The organism is Teichococcus aestuarii, from assembly GCF_042651065.1.
GTDB lineage: Bacteria > Pseudomonadota > Alphaproteobacteria > Acetobacterales > Acetobacteraceae > Pseudoroseomonas > Pseudoroseomonas aestuarii.
The window spans coordinates 29,857-48,780 of the sequence record NZ_JBHSCH010000008.1 but is presented as its reverse complement, the minus strand read 5'-3'; the positions used below and the strand labels follow the sequence as shown (position 1 = coordinate 48,780).

Genomic DNA, 18,924 nt, shown 5'->3' with positions numbered 1-18,924 from the left:
CCCGTTCCGCCGCACCACCCGATGCCCGCCGTTCCGCGCCGGGCCGCAGCGCATGGAGAGCAGCATGTTCCACGACCTGAAGGGCCGCCGCGTCCTGATCACCGGCTCCACCCAGGGCATCGGCCTGGCGGCGGCCGAGGCCTTCGTGCGCGCCGGCGCCAAGGTCGGGCTGAACGGCCGCAAGGTGCCGGCCGACCTCGAGGCCACGCTGGCGCGGCTGAACGCGCTGGAGGGCGAGGCCGCCTTCTTTCAGGGCGATGCCGCCGATGAGGGCGCGGCGCAGTCGATGGTGGAGGCGTTCGCCGCCCGCTTCGGCGGCATCGACGTGCTGGTGAACAATGCCGGCGGGCTGGTCGGCCGCAAGCCGCTGGCCGAGATCGACCGCGCCTTCTACGAGACGGTGATGGACGTGAACGCCTATTCGGCCCTCGCCGTGACGCGCGCCGCCCTGCCCCGCCTGAAGGCCGCGGCGGCGCAGAGCGGGCAGACCAGCGCCGTCATCCTCGTCGGCTCGATCGCGGCCGATGCCGGCGGCGGCCCCGGCGCCAGCCTCTACGGCGCCGCCAAGGCCTTCCTGCACAACATCCAGAAGAACTGGGTGAACTTCCACACCGCCGACGGCATCCGCTTCAACACCGTATCGCCCGGCACCTTCGACACCGCCTTCCACGCCGACAAGTCCGAGGAGGTGAAGGCGAACATCTCGAAGGGCATCCCGATGGGGCGCTTCGGCCGGCCGGAGGAATGCGCGCCGGCCTTCCTGTTCCTCGCCTCGCACGCCTGCAGCGGCTACATCACCGGCCAGGTGCTGAACGTGAATGGCGGGCAGTTCATGCCCTGAGGCCACCCATGCCCTGAGGCCCTGCGGGGGGGGCGCGGCCTTGCGCCCCCGCCCCGCCACCCGCAGGCTGCCGCGTGGGCCGGCATGCGGGTTGCCGCGCCGGCCCTGGAGTCACCGCGGCCGCCAGGGGGCGGCCCCGGGACGCGAACCCTGGGGGGAGGCCAAGCATGCCCGAATTCGATCTCGTCATCCGCAACGGCACCGTGGCGACGGCGAGCGACGTGTTCCAGGCCGATATCGGCGTGCGCGACGGGCAGGTGGCGGCCCTGGCGCGCGGCCTCGGCCCCGGCGCGCGGGAGATCGAGGCGGGCGGCAGGCTGGTGCTGCCGGGCGGGGTGGACACCCACACCCATATCGAGGAGCCGCGCAGCCCGCCCACCGCCAGCGCCGACAGCTTCGCCAGCGCCAGCGCCTCGGCCGCGGCGGGCGGCACCACCACCGTCATCTGCTTCGCACGCCAGAGCGCCGCCAGGTCCGCCACGGACGCGGTGGCCGAGCACATGGCGCGCGCCCGGCGCAGCCGCATCGACTACGCCTTCCACATCATCCTGACCGATCCGACGCCGGAGGTGCTGGAGCGGCAGCTCCCCGCCCTGGTCGAGGCCGGGCACCGCAGCCTGAAGATCTTCCTCACCTATGAGGGCGCGCGCATCACCGACGCGCAGGCGCTGCGCGTGCTGGCGGCGGGGCGCCGGCTCGGCGCGCTGGTCTGCGTGCATGCCGAGCACCACGAGATGATCGCCTTCTACACCGAGGCGCTGCTCGCCGCCGGGCTGACCCTGCCGAAGCACCATGCCTGGGCCAAGCCGATGGTGGTGGAGCGCGAATGCGTCCACCGCGTCTGCGCCATGGCCGAGGCGCTGGACACGCCGGTGCAGATCTTCCACGTCAGCGGCGCCGAGAGCGCGGCCGAGATCGAGCGCGCCCAGGCGCGCGGGTTGAAGGTGTGGGCCGAGACCTGCCCGCAATACCTCGTCCTCACCGCCGACGACCTCGACCGCCCCGGCCTCGAGGGCGCCAAGTTCCTGTGCAGCCCGGCGCCGCGCACCGTGGCCGACCAGGAGGCGCTGTGGGAGGCGCTGCGGCGCGGCGTGCTCTCCAACGTCACCTCCGACCACGCGCCGACCCGCTATGCCGGGCCGGACGGCAAGACGGCCTTCGGCGAGGACGCCCCCTTCACCCGGATACCGAACGGCCTGCCGGGCCTTGCCGCGCGCATGCCGCTGCTGTTCAGCGAGGGGGTGTCGAAGGGGCGCATCGACCTGCAGACCTTCGTGGCCATCACCGCCACCAACCCGGCGCGGCTGTTCGGCCTGGACCCGCGCAAGGGCAGCATCGCGGTCGGCGCCGATGCCGACATCGCCATCTGGGACCCCACCCGCAAGGTGACGCTGACCAACGCGCTGATGCTGCACGACAATGACCACACCCCCTATGAGGGGATGGAGGTGACCGGCTGGCCCGAGGTGACGCTGGTGCGCGGCGTGCCGGTGGTGGAGGGCGGCGCGCTGGTCGGTGCCGAGGGGCACGGGCAGTTCCTGCCGCGCGGGCCCTACGCCATGATCGCCCCGCGCGGCGTCTTCCCGACGCCGTTCAACCCCGTCGATCGCACCCTGCTCTGAGCGGTGCGGAGCGCCCCCCGGGGCGCCTTCCGTGGAAAGTCCGCCCTGAACTTGTGTCCTGCGCCAGTATCGTGACGGAACAGCCCCGTTCCCAGCGCGAAAGGGGCAATGCGAATATGGATTACAGGTGAAATCCTCCCGGAAAGTTCAGCAAAAAAATAATACTTCGTACATTTTGATGACTATGAATTCATTGCCCCCCCAACGTTTCCTTTGTCATCCTCCGACGGAGAAACAGGGTGCATCAGCGCCCGCATGGCGCATGGTGCATCGGGGGCCGGCTCATCGTGAATGAACAGAAGGGGGGCGGCCCGAACGGTGTCGCGGCGCCGCATCCCGGATATCGCGCCACCCTTCTGGGCCTGCGGCTGCATCTGGTGCTCATGTGCCTGGCCCTTCTGCTGCCGGCCCTCCTGGCAGGAGGGCTGACGGCCTGGCAACTCGGCGCCGCCTACCGGCAGGCCTCGGAGACGGGGCTGCGCGGCACCGCCCGCGCCACGGCCGCCGCCATCGACCAGCAGCTCACCACCGCCATCACCGCCGCGGTCACCCTGGCCGGCTCGCTGGACCGCTCGCCGGGCGGCCCTGCCGCCCTCTCCGGCTTCTACGCCCAGGCCCGTGCCGTGGGCGAGGCCTTCGGCGGCTGGGTGGTGCTGGCGCAGGCCGATGGCAGCCAGCTGCTCAACACCCTGCATCCGCTGGGCCAGCCCCTGCCACGGGCGCGCGGCCTGCCCTGGATCACCCGCGCGCTGGAGACCGGCGAGGCGGTGCTCAGCGACCGCCTGTTCACCGGCGGCACGGTGCAGCGGCCGATCCTGGCGGCGTTCGTACCGCTGCGGGAGGATGCCGGCCCCCGCACCGTGCTGATCCTGGCCTTCGAGCCGGCGCGGCTGGCCACGCTGCTGGGGCAGATCCGCGAGGGGCAGATCGCCGGGCTGATCGAGGTGGAGAGCGGGCGCATCGTGGCGCGCTCCGTCGCGCATGAGAGCCAGGTTGGCCAGGTGGCGCCGCGCTGGGTGGCGGAGGCCCTGGCCAGGGAAGAGGGAGGGGTCACGGCCGGGCCCTCGATCGAGGGGGCGGGCATCGTCCTCGCCTTCCAGCGGCTCGAGGGCGTGCCCTGGGCAGCCGCCGTCACCATGCCGCGCCAGGCCTACGACATGGCGTGGCAGAGCCCGCTGCTGAATCTGGCGCTGGGCGGCCTGGCGCTGCTGCTGGCCGCGATGCTGCTGGCCGCATGGCGGGCGCGCCGCTTCCTGGCGCCGCTGGACGCGCTGACCGCCGAGGCCGAGGCGGTGGCCGCCGGCCGCCCTGTCCCCGCCGCCTCCTCCCCCTTCACCGTCGCCGAGTTCGAGACGCTGCGCCAGGCCATGGGCCAGGCCACCACGGCGATGCGGGCGCGCGCCATGGCGGAGGGGCGCGCCGCCGCCGCGCTGGAGATGATGGCCGCGCTGCGCACCGAGCGCGACCGGGCGCGGCTCTACTTCGACGCGGCCGGCACCATGCTGCTGGTGCTGAGCCCGGAAGGCGCCGTGCAGGGCATCAACCGCCATGGGCTGGAGATCCTGGGCCTGGCGGAGGAGGCGGAGGTGCTGGGCCAGGACTGGTTCGCCGGCTTTGTCGCGGCCCGCTGGCAGGCGCGTGCCCGCGCCGCCTTCCGGGCCATCAACGAGGGGGCCGAGGACGCGCCGGAGCCCGACCTGCTGCCGGTGCTGCGGCCCGATGGCGAGGAGCGCCTGGTCGCCTGGCGCAGCACGGCGCTGCGCGACCCGGAGGGGAACTTCCTGGCCCTGCTCGCCTCGGGCGAGGACATCACGGAGCGCCGCGCCAGCGAGGAGCGGCAGGTGCTGCTGATGCAGGAGGTGGACCACCGCGCCAAGAACGCGCTGGCCCTGGTGCAGTCCATCATCCGCCTGACGCGGGCGGACCATCCGGCGGATTTCGCCGATGCGGTGGAGGGCCGTGTCGGCGCGCTGGCGCGGGCCTATACCCTGCTGGCGCGCGAACGCTGGGCCGGCAGCGACCTGCGCGAGCTGGCCGAGGCGGAGCTGGCCGCCTATGCGGCGGGCGGGCGGGTGGCCCTCTCCGGGCCCGTGGTGCGGCTGGCGCCGGAGGTGGTGCAGCCGATGTCGATGGTGCTCTACGAGCTGGCCTCCAACGCGGCGCGGCATGGCGCGCTCTCCACGCCGCAGGGGCGCGTGACGCTGTCCTGGGAGCGCGCCGCGGGAGGGGCGCTGCGGCTGGAATGGACCGAGCTGGGCGGCCCGGCGCTTGTCGCCGGCCAGCCTACGCGGCGCGGCTTCGGCTCGCGCATGATCAAGGTGGCGGTGTCCGGGCAGCTGGGCGGCAGCCTGGCCTTCGACTGGCGCCCCACCGGGCTGGCCTGCGTGCTGACCGTGGCGCCGGACCGCGTCTCGATCCGCCAGGCGCGCGCCCCCCTCCCGCCCTTGTCTCCTCCCGCGCCGGTGGAGGAGGCAGCCTCACTGGCCACGGTGCTGCATGGCCGCCGCGTGCTGCTGGCCGAGGACGAGGCGCTGGTGGGGCTGGAGCTGGCCGAGACGCTGACGGCGCTGGGCTGCGTGGTGTCCGGCCCGGCCGCCAGCCTGTCCGAGGCGATGCAGCTGGCCGAGCAGGCGCCGCTCGACCTCGCGGTGCTGGACGTCAATCTGCGTGGCCAGGCCGCCTTCCCGGTGGCCGACCTGCTGGTGCGGCGCGGCGTGCCGGTGCTGTTCGTCACCGGCTACGGGGAGATGCCGGGCGGCTGGGCGGCGGGCGACGGCCAGGGGCGCACCGCGCTGCTGCGCAAGCCGCTGGCCTCCGGCGCGCTGGGCGGGGCGCTGCGGCGCCTGCTGGACAGCACAGCGCCCCGCCCCCCCGTCGCACCCGAGCCGTTGCGCGGCGCCCCGCCGCCCTCGCGCCTGCTGCGCGGCTGCGGCTGAGCCGCCTTACTCCAGGCTCTCGTACCAGGTGCGGCCGTCGCGCTCGATCATGGCGATGGCGGCGCTCGGCCCCCAGCTGCCGGCGGCATAGGGGCGCGGCGCCTCGGGGCGGTCCTCCCAGCCTTGCAGGATCGGCTCCACCCACTGCCAGGCGGTCTCCACCTCGTCGCGCCGCATGAACAGGGTGGCGTTGCCGCGCACCACATCCATCAGCAGCCGCTCATAGGCATCCGGGTAGCGCTGGCCGAAGGTCTTCTCGAAGCTGATGTCGAGGCCGGTGGGGCGCAGGTGCAGCCCGCCCGGCCCCGGCTCCTTGGTCATCATCTCGAGGCGCATCCCCTCCTCCGGCTGCAGCCGGATCAGCAGGCGGTTGGGCTGCATCCCCGCCGCCTCGCGCGGGAAGATGCTGAAGGGCGGGGTGCGGAACTCCAGCACGATCTCGGACATCTTGCGCGGCATGCGCTTGCCGGTGCGGAGGTAGAAGGGCACCCCCGCCCAGCGCCAGGAATTCACCTGCGCCTTCAGCGCGACGAAGGATTCCGTCAGGCTCGGCGCCTCCAGCCCCAGATCGGTGCGGTAGCCCGGCACGGGCTGCCCGGCGATGGCGCCCGCCGTGTACTGCCCGCGCACGCTGAACAGGTGCGCCTCGTGCGGGGCGATGGGGCGCAGCGCGCGCAGCACCTTCACCTTCTCGTCGCGCACCGCGTCTGCGTCGAGGGAGATGGGGCTTTCCATGGCCAGCAGGCAGAGAAGCTGGAGGATGTGGTTCTGCACCATGTCGCGCAGCGCGCCGGCGCGGTCGTAGTAGCCGCCGCGGCCGCCGACGCCCACCTCCTCGGCCACCGTGATCTGCACGTGGTCGATCATGTCGGCGTGCCAGAGCCGCTCGAAGATCGGGTTGGCGAAGCGCAGCGCCAGCAGGTTCTGCACCGTCTCCTTGCCGAGATAGTGGTCGATGCGGAAGATCTGCGCCTCGGGCAGCACCTGGCCCACGGCCTGGTTGATCTCGCGCGCCGTCGCCAGGTCGCGCCCGATGGGCTTCTCCAGCACCACGCGGGACAGCGGCCCGAGCGCCCCGTGGCGGGCGAGGCGCTGGCAGATGGCGCCGTACAGGTCGGGCGAGGTGGCGAGGTAGAAGGGGCGCACCTGCTCCGGCCGCTCCTCCAGCAGCGCGATCAGGGCGGGCCAGCCCTCCTCGCCCGCGCCATCCACCTGGCGGTAGTGCACCAGCCGCAGGAAATCCTGCAGCACCGCCGCGTCCAGGCTGGTGGCCGGCACGTGCAGGCGCAGCGCGTCCTCGGCCATGCGGCGATAGGCTTCCTCGTCCATGGCGGTGCGGGCGGCGCCAATGATGCGGCTCGTCTCCGGAAACTGCCGGTCGCGGAAGCGGTGGTAGAGCGCCGGCAGCAGCTTGCGCATGGTCAGGTCGCCGGTCGCGCCGAACACGACGCAGTCGAAGGAGGCGACGGGAAGGATACGGGCCATGCGGAACTCCAGCCGGTTTCGGGCGTCCGCCGGCAGGGCCGGCGGACGGGCAGTGTAGGGGAAGGCAGCCGGCGGCCACCACCGCGCCGCCGTTAAACCTTTCAGCCCATGCGCCGCGCCAGCGCCTCGCCGATCATGACGCAGGTGAAGTGCAGGTTGGCGCGGCAGTCGGTGGGCATGATCGAGGCATCCGCCACGCGCAGCCCCTCGGCGCCGCGCACGCGCAGCTCGGGGTCCACCACGCCGCGCGGGTCCTCATGCGCGGTCATGCGGCAGGTGCCGGCGGCGTGCTGGATATCGCCCGCCTCGCGCAGCATCAGCGCGTCCAGCGCATCGTCGGGCAGGGCAGCGGCCTCGGCGAAGGGCAGGCCGCTCTCGCCGAATTCCGGCGCGGGGGCCAGGGCGGCCAGCGCCGGCTGGCGCAGCAGCGCGGCCAGGCGCCGCACCCCGTCGCGCAGGCGCAGCCGGTCGGCGGGGTGGGAGAGCATGTTCTCCTCCACCTCGGGCTGCGCCGACGGGTCGGGCGAGACGAGGCGCAGCGCGCCGCGCGAGAAGGCGTCGTAGAGCGCCACGGCCACCGCGCCGGCCGGCGCCGGCTCCGCCCCGGACAGGCCGCGATGGTTGTAGGCCACCATGATCATGTCCCGCTCGCCGCCGCCACCCAGGCCGCTGCTGTAGGTGAGGGCACAGTTGGTGTGGCGCGCATCGGCGCCGCGCGCCGCGTGCTCCGGCGCGAGGGCGAAGCCGGCGCGCAGGATCGGGTGGTCCATCAGGTTCTGGCCGACCGAGGGCTGGTCGTGCAGCACCGGCAGGCCGAGCGCGCGCAGCGCCGCGGCGGGGCCGATGCCGGAGCGCATCAGGATGGCCGGGCTGTGGATGGCGCCGGCGCAGAGCACCACCTCCCGCGCCGCGATCTCCCGCCAGCCCCCCTCCCCCTCGAAGCGCAGCCGCACGCCACGGGCGCGCCGGGCGTCGTCGAACAGCACGCGGTCCACCAGTGCGCCGCCGCGTATCTCCAGGTTGGGGCGGCCGCGCGCCGGCTCCAGATAGGCGTCGTTGGTGGTGACGCGCCGGCCGTCGCGGCTGTTGATCGGATGGCAGGAGACGCCCTCGCCCTCCGGCGCGTTCTGGTCAGGCTTCCAGGGGTAGCCGGCGGCCAGCGCCGCATCCCGGAAGGCACGGTCCACCGCGCCCCATTCGGCGGGCGGCGCGCGGTGCACCGGCAGCGGGCCGCCGGGGCGGCCCATCTCCGGGTCGTCCTCGATGGCGCCGAAGAGCGGCATCACCTCGGCGGCGGACCAGCCCTCGCAGCCGGCCTCGGCCCAGGCGTCGAAGGCGGCGGGCACGCCGCGTATGGCGATCTGCGCGTTGACCGTGGAGGAACCGCCGAGGGCGCGGCCGCGCCAGTAGAAGCGCGGCGCCTGTGCGGCGGTGCGGCGCGCCATCAGCCCCGGCCATTGCCAGTCCGCCTGGTGCGCCGGGTCGTGCATGAAGGGAACGATGTTGGCGCTGCGCAGCGCGTGCGGCGCCTCAGCGGCCCGCCAGTCCCGCCCCGCCTCCAGCAGCAGCACCCGGCGGGCCGGGTTCTCGGAGAGCCGCGCCGCCAGCGGCGCGCCCGCCGAGCCGGCGCCGACGATGATGACATCATAGGGGGTGGTGTCTGTCATGCGGTGCGGCGTCCTCGCGCGGGGATGGGGTCGGGCCGCAGCGTAACAGCCGGGGCGGAAGCGGAAAGCCCATGAAAAAGGCGGGCGGGACCTTCGCCCCGCCCGCCCGCCGCCGCTCTCCGCCCCGCCTCAGCCGACGATGGCGTTGGCCACCAGCAGCGTGACCAGCGCCGTGGCCCAGCCCAGCGTGGTGGGCACCGACCATGTGAGCAACTGGTGCTTGGCGTTCTTCACGCCGAGGATGCGGTTGATCACCCAGAAGTAGCTGTCGTTGAAGTAGCCGAACACCATGGAGCCGATGCAGGCCGCCTGCGCCGCCAGCGCCAGGTTCACCCCTTCGATCTGCGCCAGGATCGGCGCCGAGATGGAGGCGGCGGTGATGATGGCCACCGTGCCGCTGCCCTGGATCAGCCGCACCAGCGTGGCGATGACGAAGGGGATCAGGATCGCCGGCAGCGGCAGCGTGGCCACCCATTCGCCGATGTACTGGCCGGTGCCGCTGTCGCGCAGCACGCCGCCCAGCGCGCCGCCGGCACCGGTGACGAGCATGATGATGCCGGCGCTCTCGACGCCCTTCTCCATCTCGCCCACCGCCTCGTCGCGCGTCATGTGGCCGGCCAGGCCATAGGCCGCGAGCGCCACGCCGATGCCGACCGCGATCACCGGATTGCCGATGAAGGCGCAGAGCTGCACCAGGGTGGACTGCGCCATCGCCGGGTCGCCGCTCGCCTTGGCGATGCCGGTGACGACGGTGTTGACGAAGATCAGCAGGATCGGCGCCAGGATCGGCAGCACCGAGCGGGTCAGGGAGGGCAGCTCGCTCTCGCGCTTCGCCGCCGCCTCCTTGAACTGGCCGAAGGCCGCCGCCGCGTTGCCGCCCAGGGGCTCGCCCGTGTCGCGCAGGATCATCGCCTCGATGCGCGGGCCCATGGCGCGGGCGTACCAGATCAGCACGAAGGTGGCCGGCAGGGTCAGCACGATGCCCCACAGGATCATCATGCCGATGTCGACGCCGAAGATGCCGGCGGCGCCGAGCGGCCCCGGCGTCGGCGGCACCGCGTGGTGCGTCAGCATCAGGCCACCGGCCAGCGCGATGCCCATGGTCAGCACCGACTTGCCCGAGTTGCGCGCCAGGGCGCGGGCCAGCGGGTTGAGGATGACGAAGGCGCTGTCGCAGAAGATCGGGATGGAGACGATGTAGCCGGTGGCCATCATCGCCCATTCCTCCTTCTTCTCGCCGAGCCAGCGGACGAAGGTGATGGCCAGCCGCTCCGCCGCGCCCGTCACCTCCAGGATGCGGCCCATCATCACGCCGAAGCCGATGACGAGGCCGATGGTGGAGAGGGTGGCGCCGAAGCCCTTGGTGATGGAGCCGACCACCGCGTCCGGCGCCATGCCGGCGGAGAGGCCGGCGATGGAGGCGGCGATGACCAGCGCCAGGATGGCGTGGATCTTGGTGCGGAGCACCAGGAAGATCAGCAGGGCGATGCCGAAGACAAGGCCGACGATCGCCGCCGGGCCGACTGTGCTAGCCGCACCGTTCATGGGGACTCTTCTCCGATAACGTTCTCGTCATTGGCGGCGGGCGACCCACGCCCGCCGCGCGTCCGTATCCTTGCGCGGGGGAAGAAGCCCGGCCCTTTCCCCCGCCCGGCCCTTCAGCCGATGAACTCGTCCTTGTACTGGCGCACCACCGCGTCGAAATCGGTGTCGCGGGTGAAGCCCAGCGCCAGCGGGCGCGCCACGTCGAAATCGCCCGGCCAGCTGCAGACGATGTCGATGATGCGCTGCTCCGGCTGCGCGGTGACGCGGGCGCGCGCCGCGGCGCCGCCGACGCGCTCCAGGCTCTCCAGCATCCCGGCCACGGTGACGCAGAGGCCGGGCAGGTTCAGCGTGCGCCGCCCCTCGAACTTCCCGCCCGGCACGGTGATGGCGTGGACGAGGTTGTCGATGACGGTGGCCGGCGAGGAGATCCACATGCGGGTCTCCGGCGGCACCGGACAGTTGGAGGCCTCGCCGTTCAGCGGCTCGCGGATGATGCCGCTGGCGAAGGAGGAGGCCGCCGCGTTCGGCTTGCCCGGCCGCACCACGATGGTGGGCAGGCGGCAGACGCGGCCGTCGATGAAGCCCTTGCGGGAATAGTCGTTGACGAGCAGCTCGCCGATCGCCTTCTGCGCGCCGTAGGAGGATTGCGGCAGCAGCGCCAGATCCTCCGGCACCACCTCGGGCATCGGCCCGCCGAACACGGCGAGGGAGCTGGCGAAGACGAAGCGCGGCGCGGTGCCGAGGGCGCGGCAGGCCTCCAGCAGGGCGCGGGTGCCGTCGAGGTTCACGCTCATGCCGAGGTCGAAATCCGCCTCCGCCTGGCCGCTGACCACGGCGGCCATGTGATAGACGGCCACCGTGTCCGGCGTCACCGCGGCGCGGATGAAGGCGGGGTCCGAGACATTGCCGGTGACGGAGGTGACGCGCGGGTCCTCGACCGTGCAGGGCGCCAGGTCCACCGAGACGATGGCATCGAAGGCGGGCAGCCCCTCCACCTGGCCGGTGCGCGCCAGCAGCGCCTTGATCAGCCGCGTGCCCAGGAAGCCGGCACCGCCGGTGACGATGATCTTCATGCGTGTTGTCCTGTCAGGAGGTCCTGCGGGCGGCCGGCATGGCGCGGGCTACCCGGCGATGTGCAGGGTGATGCCGGCGCGCCGTATGGCGTCCCGGACGGTGTCGGGCAGGCCGGCATCGGTGACGATGGCCGAGAGCGCCTCCAGCGGAACCGCGTTGAAGGTGCCGAGCTTGCCGTACTTCGTGCTGTCGGTGACGAGCACGCTCTCATCCGCGCTCTGCACGATGGCGCGCTTCACCGCCACCTTGTTCTCGGATGGCGTGGAGACGCCGCGCATGCCGAAGGAGGAGGTGGAGATGAAGGCGATGTCGAAGTTGAAGCGCCGCACCGCCTCCGCCGCCGGGTCGCCGACGCAGGAGCGGTTCTCGCGCTCCACCTCGCCGCCGGTGTGGTAGAGGCGGCAGGCGGCGTTGCGCATCAGGTGCGAGGCGATGACGAAGTCGTTGGTGACGACCGAGATGTCGTCGCGCCCGGCCAGGGCATGGGCGATCTCCAGCGTCGTCGTGCCGGCATCCAGATAGACCACGGCGCCGGGGCGCACCATGGCAGCGGCGAGCCGCCCGATGGCCACCTTCTCCCCGTGCCGCAGCCGCGCCTTGGCCAGGTGCGAGGGCTCGGTGAGGATCTTCTCCGGCAGCTGCACGCCCCCCGCCACGGTGGTGACGCGCCCCGCCCGCTCCAGCTGCTGCAGGTCGCGCCGCACCGTCATGTGCGACACGCCCAGCAGCTCGGTCAGCTCGGCGATGCTGAGCACGCCGCGGCTTTCCAGCCGGGAGACGATCAGGTTCTGGCGCTCGGCGGGGATCATGCGCGGCGGTGCGTCAGGTGGCGTCCGCCACCATCTCCTGCGCCTGGAAGAAGAAGCGCTCCTGGCCGAAATTGCCGGACTTCAGCGCCAGCGAGAGCGGCTTGCCCACCGCCCGCACCCAGGGCACGCCGGGCGCGATCTGCGGCCCGATGGCGAAGCCCCGGATGCCGAGCGACTGCGTGACGATGCCCGAGGTCTCGCCGCCCGCCACGATGAACAGGCCGAAGCCCGCCGCCTCCAGCAGCTTCGCCAAGGCGCCGAAGGTGTGCTCCACCGCCTCGCTGGCGCGGGCGGCGCCGAAGCGTTCCTGCACCGCCTTCAGTTCATCGGGCGGCATGGTGGCATAGACCAGCGGCGCCAGGCCCTCGCGCGGCTGCGCCTGCACCCAGGCGGCCAGCTCGGCGGCATAGCCTGCATCCTCCAGGCAGCGCGCGACATCGACGGCCAGGGACGGCGCCTCGGCGCGGTAGGCCGCCACCTGCGCGTTGGTCATCTGCGAGCAGGAGCCGGAGAGCACCACGGCGCGCCCGGCCACCGGGCGGCCGGCCTCGGCCGCCTGCGCCGCGTCGCCGCGCAGCTCCGTCCAGGCGCGGGCCATGCCGTCGGCGAGGCCGGAGCCGCCGGTGACGAGCTTCATCCCCGCCACGGCCTGCCCCATGGTGACGAGGTGGGCATCGTTCAGCGCGTCCAGCACGGCGTAGCGGACGCCCTCGGCCTTCAGCTTCGCCAGGGCAGCGCACACCGCCTCGGGGCCCTGGTCCATCACTGTGCTCGGCACGTTGCCGGCGCGGCCCTCGGACTGCGCCTCCATCACGCGCATGATGTTGCTGTCCGTCATTGGCGTAACGGGGTGGTGGCGCATGCCGGATTCATGCAGCGGCACGCCGTTCACGAAGAGATAGCCGTTGTAGATGGTGCGGCCGTTCACCGGCAGCACCGGGCAGATCACCGTGAAATCCTCGCCCAGCGCGGCGAGCAGCGCATCCGTCACCGGGCCGATATTGCCCTTGGGCGTGCTGTCGAAGGTGGAGCAGTACTTGAAGAAGAATTGCGGGCAGCCGCGCGCCTGCAGCCAGCGCAGCGCGGCGAGGCTCTGCTCCACCGCCTGCTCCGGCGGGCAGGAGCGGGTCTTGAGGCTGATCACCACCGCATCGGCCTCCACCTGCAGCGCGTCGTCCGGCACGTCGTTGAGCTGGACGGTGCGCAGGCCGTTGGCCACCAGGAAGCCCGCGATGTCGGTGGAGCCGGTGAAGTCGTCGCCGATGACGCCGAGGCGCATGCTCACTTCTCCCCCTTCACGCCGGGAAGCTGGATGCCGGCGAAGGTCTTGATGACGGCCGCGTCGTCCTCCTTGCCGTAGCCGGCGTTGGAGGCGTTGGCGAACATGGTGTAGGCGGTGGTGGCGAGGGGCAGCGGGAAGTTCATCGCCAGCCCCGTCTTGGTGACGAGGCCGAGATCCTTGACGAAGATGTCCACCGCCGATTTGGCCGTGTAGTCGCCATCGACCACGTGCTTCATGCGGTTCTCGAACATCCAGCTGTTGCCGGCGGCGTTGGTCACCACCTCGTACATGGTGCCGAGCGGGATGCCGGCGCGGGCGGCCAGCGCCATCGCCTCCGCCCCCGCCGCGATGTGCACGCCGGCCAGCAGCTGGTGGATGATCTTCACCGTGGCGCCGAGGCCGATCTCCTCACCGATCTCGTAGACCTTGCCGGCCACCGCATCGAGCACCGGGCGCAGCCGGTCGAAGGCGGCGCGGGAGCCGGAGGCCATCACCGTCATCTGCCCCGCCGCCGCCTTGACGGCGCCGCCCGAGACCGGGGCATCGAGCGGCAGCAGGCCATGCGCCGTGAGGCCGGCGGCGATCTCCTTCGCGTCCTCGGCCGAGATGGTGGCGGAGACCATGACGCCGGTGCCCGGGCGCAGCTTCGCCGCCAGCCCGTCCTCGCCGAACAGCACGGCCTTGCACTGCGCGGCGTTCACCACCAGCAGCAGCACCGCGTCCAGCTTCTCCGCGAAGGGCAGGGCGCTGGTGCCGGCCTCGGCGGCACCCGCCTCGCGCAGCGCGCTGGTGGCGGCCGGGTTCAGGTCCACCCCGTAGGTGTGCAGCCCCGCCGCGAGGCAGGAACGCGCCGCCCCCATCCCCATCGAGCCCAGCCCGACGACACAGACATGGTAGGCGTTGCTGGGCGGCATGGCGGAACCTCGCGGTGTTAAAACTTGTGCATGACCGGTACGGTGCCGCCCTCATAGTCACAGCCTTCCGGGCTGTAAATCGCTCCGCCACCAAATTTTCACAAATCCGAACACACTGGCGTCAAGGCGCCGTGCGTGGCGGCTCCGCCTCGATCAGCCGGTGCACATGGCCGACATGCCCGGCCATCGCCGCCGACGCGCCCTCGGCATCGCCCTCCACGATCGCCCCGACGATGCGGGCGTGCTCGGCGAAGGAGGGGTGGTCGGGCGGCGGGCCGCCAGGACGCAGGCGCTGCCGGTCCCAGGTCAGGGTGCGGCGGAGCGTGGCGAGCTGGTCGAACAGGTGCAGCAGCGCCAGGTTGCCGGCCGCGGCGGCGATCTCGCGGTGCAGCCGCGCATCCTGCCCCTCGAAGCCGCGCCAGGACTGGCCGGGCGCGCAGCCATCGCGCAGCGCGGCGCGCAGCGCGGCGTGCTGGCGCGGGGTGGCGTGGCGGGCGGCCAGGGCGGCCAGTTGCGGCTCCAGCACCAGCCGGGCCTGCCGCACCTCCTCCAGGCTGCTCCGCGCCGCCAGTTCCGCCACCCCGCCGATGGCAGCCAGCGGCCGTGATCCCAGGAAGGTGCCCTTGCCGACATGCCGCCAGAGCTGCCCGTCCCGCTCCAGCGCCGCCAGCGCCTGGCGCAGCTCGGCGCGGGAGACGCCCAGCTCCTGCGCCAGGGCCCGCTCGGGCGGCAGGCGGCCGCTGGCCGGCAGGCTGGCCTTGGCCAGATAGGCCTGCAGCAGGGTCAGCACCGGCGCGCCGCCCTGCCCCGCCGCACCGCTCTCGTCACGCTCGTTCCGCATGGCCCCTGCCTTTAGGGCACGGCGCCCGGCCGCACCAAGGGCGGTTGACGCGCCGCCCCGACCCTTCTAACCAATCGGCGAATTGGTTTCGCGCCGCAAGGGCGGCGCGCCAGGAGGAGGGTTACGCCCATGCGCTACGTCGTCGAGCCGCCGCCGGAGGCCGTGGTGCCGGTCCAGGGCGAGGAGGGCGTGTTCCCCGTCCGCCGCATCTGGTGCGTCGGCCGCAACTTCGCCGACCATGCGCGCGAGATGGGCCATGACCCGGACCGCGAGCCGCCCTTCTTCTTCGCCAAGCCGGCGAGCGCCGTGGTGCCGGGCGGCGGCACCCTGCCCTTCCCGGTGCAGACCAAGGACCTGCACCACGAGATCGAGATGGTCGTGGCCATCGGCAAGGGCGGCCGCGACATCGCGGTGGAGGACGCCCTCTCCCATGTCTATGGCTATGCCATCGGCCTCGACATGACGCGGCGCGACATCCAGGCCGAGGCCAAGAAGCTCTCCCGCCCCTGGGAGCTGTCGAAGGGTTTCGACCAGTCCTGCCCGATCAGCGAGATCGTGCCCGCCGCCCGCATCGGCCACCCGGAGAAGGGCAAGATCGAGGTCACGGTGAACGGCAAGGTGCAGCAGACCGGCGACCTCAACCAGATGATCTGGACCGTACCGGAATCGATCGCCTACCTCTCCCGCTACGTGGAGCTGCTGCCGGGCGACCTGCTGATGACCGGCACCCCCTCCGGCGTCAGCGCCGTGAAGCCGGGCGATGCGCTGCACGGCGTCTGCGAGGGCGTGGGCGAGATCAAGGTCACCTACCAGACCGTCTGACCGGCGCCTCGGCGGCCGGAAACGGGAAAGAGCCCGGGGGAATTCACTCCCCCGGGCTCTTTTCGTCTGTCCGCCCGCAAAAAATTCCCTATCTCCCGCGTGGGTTCGCGCCGCCCCGTCCGTATCAGGGGGGACACGACGCGAGACCCATGCCGAACGCCCTTCTCTCCATCGCCGGCTGGGAGGCCCCAATCACCGAGCGGTCCTCCCCCGACGCGGCCCCCAAGGCAGGCGTGGTTCCGCCGCTGGCCCGCGACCGCGCGGCGGCCGCGGACGCGGCGCTGCTCGGCTGGGCGGCGGCGGGCGACCGGCTGGCCTTCGACCAGCTCGCCACCCGCCACCTGCCGGCGCTCTACCGCATCGGGCTGCGCATCACCGGCAGCGCGGCGGAGGCGGAGGAGGTGGCGCAGGAGGCATTGCTGCGCGCCTGGCGCAACGCCGCGCGCTTCGACCCGGCGCGGGGCCAGGTGGGCACTTGGCTGTACAGCATCGCCAGCCACGCCGCGATCGACCGTGCCCGCCGCGCCACCCCCCTGCCGCTGGACGCCGCCCCCGAGACCGCCGACCCGGCGCCCGACCCGGAGGCGGCGCTGGCCGCGCGCGAGCGGCAGGCCCTGCTGGGCGCCGCCCTGCGCGAATTGCCGCCCCGCCAGCGGGCCGCCCTCGCCCTCTCGCACGACCAGGGGCTGAGCGGGGCGGAGGCCGCCGCGGCCCTTTCCATCTCCACCCGCGCCCTGGAGGGGCTGCTGCGCCGCGCGCGCTTCCTGCTCGCCAGCCGGCTGCGCGGCATCCTGGAGTGACGCCCATGCGCCTCGAGACGTTTTCCGGGCTGCTCGACACCCACGGGGCCGACCCCGCGCGCTGGCCGCCCGCCGAGGCCGCGGCGGCGCGGCGGCTGCTGGCGGAATCGGCCGAGGCCCGGGCCGTGCACCGCCGCGACGAGGCCCTGGCCGCGCGGCTCGACGAGAGCCTGCCCGGCCCGGATGCCCAGGCCCTGGCGCGGATGCGCGCGCGGCTGGCCCAGGCCGCCGCCGCCACGCCGCCGCCCGAGCCGGCCGGTGCCTCTTCCCCCTGGGCCTGGCTGCGCCCGCTCTGGCCCGCCGGCTGCGGCGCGCTGGTGACGCTGGCCGCCTGCCTGCTCTGGCTGAACCTCGCCCCCGGCCCCGCCGCGCAGCCCTGGCTCGGCGCGCCGCCCCTGCTCGCCATGGTGGAACTGCCTGAATGAGACCCACCGACTGGTCGCCCTGGCTGAAGGGGGCGCTCGGCGCCTCCCTGGCGCTGAACCTCGTGCTGGGCGGCGTGCTGCTCTCCCGCCCGGCGGGCGGCGGCGGCCCCAGCATCAGCCGCATGCAGGCGCAGATCGAGCGCGCCCTGCCGGAGGCGGACCGCGCCCTGTTCCGCCAGGCGCTGGAGGCCGGCCGGCCGCGCTACGAGCCGCTGCTGCAGGCGCTGCGCGAGAGCCGCCCGGCGGTGCGCGAGGCCCTGGCGCGCGAGCCCTTCGACGCCGCGGCGCTGCGGGCCGCCATGGCCCGCTCGCGCCAGCGCTGGCAGGAGTTCAGCGTGCAGTATGACGACAGCCTGGCGAACGGCCTGGCCGCCCTCTCGCCCGAGGGGCGGCGGCTGATCGCGGCCGACATGGCGGCGCATGAGCAGCGCGGCCGGGAGAAGCGGAACTGACCATGCCGATATCCCTGAGCCGGAAGGCCTGCCGCGCCACGGCATGGTACCCCCTGGCGCTGCTGGCCCTGCTGGCCGCCTGCGGCCCGAAGCCGGAGCCGGCGCTCTCCGGCCTCGACCTGCCCGGCCGCTTCCTCGACCCCGCCGCCGCGGCGCCGGTGCGCTGGCCGGAGCCGGAATGGTGGCGCGGCTTCAACGCCCCCGCGCTGGACACGCTGATGCAGGCGGCGATGGCGGGCAATTTCGACCTCGCCGCCGCCGCCGCGCGGGTGCGGCAGGCCGATGCGCAGCTGCGCATCGCCGGCGCCGCCCTGCTGCCGACGCTGGCGGTGGACAGCGGCGTCACCCAGTCCCGCAGCACCGCCTCCGGCCTTTCCCGCAACCGCAACGCGACGCGCTACGACGCCACCCTCTCCGCCAGCTACGAGATCGATTTCTGGGGCCGCAACAGCGCCTCCGCCGAGGCCGCCGCGCAGAATGCCCGCGCCACCCGCTTCGACGCCGGCACGGTGCTGCTGACCACCGAGGCCTCGGTGGCCAACACCTATTTCAACCTCCTCGCCGCCGAGGAGGAGCTGCGCGTGCAGGAGGCCAACCTGGACGCGGCGCGCCGCACCCTGGGCGTGATCCGCCAGCAGGTGAACTTCGGCGTGGCCACGGGGCTCGACCTCGCGCAGCAGGAGACGGTGGTGGCCCAGGTGGAGGCCAACATCCCCGGCCTGCGGCAGAGCGCGGCGCAGAACCGCAACGCCCTGGCCCTGCTGACCGGCCAGCCGCCGCAGAGCTTCACCATCGGCGCCGGCGCCTTCGACCGGCTCCGCATCCCCGAGGCGGCGCCCGGCCAGCCGGCCGACCTCCTGGCCCGCCGGCCGGACGTGCTGGCCGCCGAGGCCGGCCTGGCCGCCGCCAACGCCAATGTGGCCGCCGCCCGCGCGGCGCTGCTGCCCAGCATCAGCCTCTCCGCCCAGGGCGGCTTCCAGTCGGCGGCGCTGGGCACGCTGCTGCGGCCGGAGGCGCAGTTCTTCTCCCTCGTCGCCGGGCTGGCGCAGACCATCTTCGACGGCGGCGCCCGGCGCGGCCAGGTGGCGCTGAGCCAGGCACAGGCGGAGGAGCTGCTGATCGAGTACCGCCGCGCCATCGTCGCCGCCTTGCAGGACACGGAGGACGCGCTGGTGGCGCTGCGCGAGACCACGGCGCAGGAGGCGCTGCGGGCCGAGGCCAATGCGCGCGCCGAGCGCGCCTTCGGCATCGCCGAGGCGCAGCTGCGCGCCGGCACCATCAACCTGATCACCCTGCTGAACACGCAGCAATCCCTGTTCTCCACCCGCGTCAGCCTGGTGCAGGCGCGGCTCGCCCGGCTGCAGGCCGCCGTCGCGCTGTTCCGCGCGCTGGGCGGCGGCTGGCGATAG

At 73.3% G+C, this 18,924-nt stretch carries 16 protein-coding genes; 8 read left to right on the top strand and 8 right to left on the bottom strand.

The window, feature by feature from the left end; translation table 11 throughout:
* Positions 1-64: 64 nt before the first annotated feature.
* From ACFOY6_RS05955 to ACFOY6_RS05945, 3 genes are all read left to right on the top strand, one after another.
* Positions 65-841: an SDR family NAD(P)-dependent oxidoreductase gene (locus tag ACFOY6_RS05955; RefSeq protein WP_379649511.1), complete on the top strand. Its 777-nt coding sequence runs from the start codon at positions 65-67 to the stop codon at positions 839-841.
* Positions 842-1,008: 167 nt separating this feature from the next.
* The gene (gene hydA / locus ACFOY6_RS05950; protein ID WP_379649509.1) at positions 1,009-2,463 is read left to right on the top strand and encodes a dihydropyrimidinase; all 1,455 of its coding nucleotides are present in this window, start codon (positions 1,009-1,011) and stop codon (positions 2,461-2,463) included.
* Positions 2,464-2,750: 287 nt separating this feature from the next.
* A complete protein-coding gene (locus ACFOY6_RS05945) occupies positions 2,751-5,399 on the top strand; it encodes an HWE histidine kinase domain-containing protein (RefSeq protein WP_379649507.1) in 2,649 nt (882 codons plus the stop codon).
* Between the two features lie 6 nt (positions 5,400-5,405).
* On the opposite strand, the gene zwf is transcribed toward ACFOY6_RS05945, so the two are convergent.
* From zwf to ACFOY6_RS05905, 8 genes are all read right to left on the bottom strand, one after another.
* Positions 5,406-6,884 (bottom strand): glucose-6-phosphate dehydrogenase, encoded by a 1,479-nt coding sequence (zwf, locus tag ACFOY6_RS05940; RefSeq protein WP_379649505.1) that lies wholly within the window; start codon positions 6,882-6,884, stop codon positions 5,406-5,408.
* Between the two features lie 101 nt (positions 6,885-6,985).
* The gene (locus ACFOY6_RS05935; RefSeq protein ID WP_379649503.1) at positions 6,986-8,551 is read right to left on the bottom strand and encodes a GMC family oxidoreductase; all 1,566 of its coding nucleotides are present in this window, start codon (positions 8,549-8,551) and stop codon (positions 6,986-6,988) included.
* A 129-nt stretch (positions 8,552-8,680) separates the two neighbouring features.
* A complete protein-coding gene (locus tag ACFOY6_RS05930; RefSeq protein ID WP_379649501.1) occupies positions 8,681-10,096 on the bottom strand; it encodes a GntP family permease in 1,416 nt (471 codons plus the stop codon).
* 113 nt (positions 10,097-10,209) lie between these two features.
* Positions 10,210-11,169, bottom strand: coding sequence for a D-erythronate dehydrogenase (gene denD / locus ACFOY6_RS05925; RefSeq protein ID WP_109518127.1), 960 nt, complete (start codon positions 11,167-11,169; stop codon positions 10,210-10,212).
* 48 nt (positions 11,170-11,217) lie between these two features.
* Positions 11,218-11,979 carry a DeoR family transcriptional regulator gene (locus tag ACFOY6_RS05920; protein ID WP_379649498.1) on the bottom strand — a complete coding sequence of 254 codons (762 nt, stop codon included), beginning with the start codon at positions 11,977-11,979 and terminating at the stop codon, positions 11,218-11,220.
* 13 nt (positions 11,980-11,992) lie between these two features.
* A complete protein-coding gene (gene otnK, locus ACFOY6_RS05915; RefSeq protein WP_379649496.1) occupies positions 11,993-13,258 on the bottom strand; it encodes a 3-oxo-tetronate kinase in 1,266 nt (421 codons plus the stop codon).
* A gap of 2 nt (positions 13,259-13,260) precedes the next feature.
* Positions 13,261-14,175, bottom strand: coding sequence for an L-threonate dehydrogenase (gene ltnD, locus ACFOY6_RS05910; protein ID WP_379636441.1), 915 nt, complete (start codon positions 14,173-14,175; stop codon positions 13,261-13,263).
* A gap of 121 nt (positions 14,176-14,296) precedes the next feature.
* Positions 14,297-15,016 (bottom strand): FadR/GntR family transcriptional regulator, encoded by a 720-nt coding sequence (locus ACFOY6_RS05905; protein ID WP_379649494.1) that lies wholly within the window; start codon positions 15,014-15,016, stop codon positions 14,297-14,299.
* A 129-nt stretch (positions 15,017-15,145) separates the two neighbouring features.
* Between ACFOY6_RS05905 and ACFOY6_RS05900 the strand changes: the two genes are divergently transcribed.
* From ACFOY6_RS05900 to ACFOY6_RS05880, 5 genes are all read left to right on the top strand, one after another.
* Entirely contained in the window at positions 15,146-15,838 is a 693-nt protein-coding gene (locus tag ACFOY6_RS05900; RefSeq protein WP_379636445.1) for a fumarylacetoacetate hydrolase family protein, read from the top strand.
* A gap of 149 nt (positions 15,839-15,987) precedes the next feature.
* Positions 15,988-16,638 (top strand): sigma-70 family RNA polymerase sigma factor, encoded by a 651-nt coding sequence (locus ACFOY6_RS05895; protein ID WP_379649492.1) that lies wholly within the window; start codon positions 15,988-15,990, stop codon positions 16,636-16,638.
* A 5-nt stretch (positions 16,639-16,643) separates the two neighbouring features.
* Positions 16,644-17,063: a hypothetical protein gene (locus tag ACFOY6_RS05890; protein ID WP_379649490.1), complete on the top strand. Its 420-nt coding sequence runs from the start codon at positions 16,644-16,646 to the stop codon at positions 17,061-17,063.
* Complete coding sequence (locus ACFOY6_RS05885; RefSeq protein WP_379649488.1) at positions 17,060-17,515, top strand: periplasmic heavy metal sensor; 456 nt, start codon at positions 17,060-17,062, stop codon at positions 17,513-17,515. The genes ACFOY6_RS05890 and ACFOY6_RS05885 overlap by 4 nt, the downstream gene beginning before the upstream one ends.
* A gap of 2 nt (positions 17,516-17,517) precedes the next feature.
* A complete protein-coding gene (locus ACFOY6_RS05880; RefSeq protein ID WP_379649486.1) occupies positions 17,518-18,924 on the top strand; it encodes an efflux transporter outer membrane subunit in 1,407 nt (468 codons plus the stop codon).

Bases quoted from the DNA above. Each gene is read 5' to 3' on its own strand.
- ACFOY6_RS05890 (WP_379649490.1), top strand. From the start codon at position 16,644: ATGCGCCTCGAGACGTTTTCCGGGCTGCTCGACACCCACGGGGCCGAC.
- ltnD (WP_379636441.1), bottom strand. From the start codon at position 14,175: ATGCCGCCCAGCAACGCCTACCATGTCTGTGTCGTCGGGCTGGGCTCG.
- denD (WP_109518127.1), bottom strand. From the start codon at position 11,169: ATGAAGATCATCGTCACCGGCGGTGCCGGCTTCCTGGGCACGCGGCTG.
- ACFOY6_RS05885 (WP_379649488.1), top strand. From the start codon at position 17,060: ATGAGACCCACCGACTGGTCGCCCTGGCTGAAGGGGGCGCTCGGCGCC.
- ACFOY6_RS05880 (WP_379649486.1), top strand. From the start codon at position 17,518: ATGCCGATATCCCTGAGCCGGAAGGCCTGCCGCGCCACGGCATGGTAC.
- otnK (WP_379649496.1), bottom strand. From the start codon at position 13,258: ATGCGCCTCGGCGTCATCGGCGACGACTTCACCGGCTCCACCGACATC.
- hydA (WP_379649509.1), top strand. From the start codon at position 1,009: ATGCCCGAATTCGATCTCGTCATCCGCAACGGCACCGTGGCGACGGCG.
- ACFOY6_RS05930 (WP_379649501.1), bottom strand. From the start codon at position 10,096: ATGAACGGTGCGGCTAGCACAGTCGGCCCGGCGGCGATCGTCGGCCTT.
- zwf (WP_379649505.1), bottom strand. From the start codon at position 6,884: ATGGCCCGTATCCTTCCCGTCGCCTCCTTCGACTGCGTCGTGTTCGGC.
- ACFOY6_RS05920 (WP_379649498.1), bottom strand. From the start codon at position 11,979: ATGATCCCCGCCGAGCGCCAGAACCTGATCGTCTCCCGGCTGGAAAGC.
- ACFOY6_RS05955 (WP_379649511.1), top strand. From the start codon at position 65: ATGTTCCACGACCTGAAGGGCCGCCGCGTCCTGATCACCGGCTCCACC.
- ACFOY6_RS05900 (WP_379636445.1), top strand. From the start codon at position 15,146: ATGCGCTACGTCGTCGAGCCGCCGCCGGAGGCCGTGGTGCCGGTCCAG.
- ACFOY6_RS05905 (WP_379649494.1), bottom strand. From the start codon at position 15,016: ATGCGGAACGAGCGTGACGAGAGCGGTGCGGCGGGGCAGGGCGGCGCG.
- ACFOY6_RS05935 (WP_379649503.1), bottom strand. From the start codon at position 8,551: ATGACAGACACCACCCCCTATGATGTCATCATCGTCGGCGCCGGCTCG.
- ACFOY6_RS05895 (WP_379649492.1), top strand. From the start codon at position 15,988: ATGCCGAACGCCCTTCTCTCCATCGCCGGCTGGGAGGCCCCAATCACC.